This window comes from Methylobacterium sp. AC315 (assembly GCF_979253755.1).
Genome location: NZ_CEEDEA010000063.1, coordinates 1 through 1,106 on the forward strand (window position 1 = coordinate 1; position 1,106 = coordinate 1,106).

1 protein-coding gene is annotated in these 1,106 nt (G+C 71.5%); it reads right to left on the reverse strand.

Features of this window, described 5'->3' with window-relative positions; translation table 11 throughout:
• Positions 1-1,097 (reverse strand): 1-deoxy-D-xylulose-5-phosphate synthase N-terminal domain-containing protein (locus tag AC0IY0_RS28700; RefSeq protein WP_471766468.1); only part of this gene is annotated, 1,097 nt, incomplete at its 3' end.
• Positions 1,098-1,106 lie beyond the last annotated feature (9 nt).

Consider the following 1,106-nt stretch of genomic DNA (forward strand, 5'->3'; position numbering starts at 1 on the left):
ACGTCGAAGGTCTTGTCCGGGTGCGCCTTGCCGAACAGGTCGATGCCGGTGCCGCCCGGCATCGCCGCCGTGATCGCCACGACCCGGTCGTCGGCGTCGGCCGCCTTGATCAGGCTCTCGCCGAACACCCGGGTGTAGGCCGGGGCGTTGGGCTTGGCCTTGGCCTGGACGCCCGAGACCACGTCGAACTTGACCACGCCGTGGTAGCGGTCGGCGCTGGCCTCGGCCGGCGCGTAGCCCTTGCCCTTGCGGGTGACGACGTGGAGCAGGATCGGGCCGTGCTCGGCGTCGCGGACGTTCTTCAGCACCGGCAGCAGCTGGTCGAGGTTGTGCCCGTCGACCGGGCCGACATAGTGGAAGCCCATCTCCTCGAACATCGTGCCGCCGCCCACCACCAGGGAGCGGGCGTACTCCTCCGCGGCCGCCGCGCGCTGGTAGAGCGCCTTGGGCAGGAGCTTGCCGAGCTGCTTGGCGGTCTCGCGCAGGGACTGGTAGGTGCCGCCCGACGCCAGCCGCGCCAGGTAGCCCGACATCGCGCCCACCGGCGGGGCGATCGACATGTCGTTGTCGTTGAGGATGACGATCAGGCGCGAGTGCAGGGCGCCGGCGTTGTTCATGGCCTCGTAGGCCATGCCGGCCGACATCGAGCCGTCGCCGATCACCGCGATGGCGTTGCGGCGCTTCGCGGTCCGGCCCTTGGCCTTGGCGGCCTCGGCGTCGAGGTCGCGGGCGACCGCCATGCCGAGCGCGGCCGAGATCGAGGTCGAGGAATGGGCGGCCCCGAACGGGTCGTAGGCGCTCTCGGAGCGCTTGGTGAAGCCGGACAGGCCGCCGCCCTGGCGCAGCGTCCGGATGCGGTCGCGGCGTCCGGTCAGGATCTTGTGCGGGTAGCACTGGTGGCCGACGTCCCAGACGATGCGGTCGTCGGGCGTGTCGAACACGTGGTGCAGGGCGACCGTGAGCTCGACCACGCCCAGCCCGGAGCCGAGATGGCCGCCGGTGATCGACACCGCGTCGATCATCTCGGCCCGCACCGCGTCCGCCACCGCCTGCAACTCGGATTCGGGAAGCTGCCGGAGCGCCGCAGGCTCCGGGATACGGTCGAG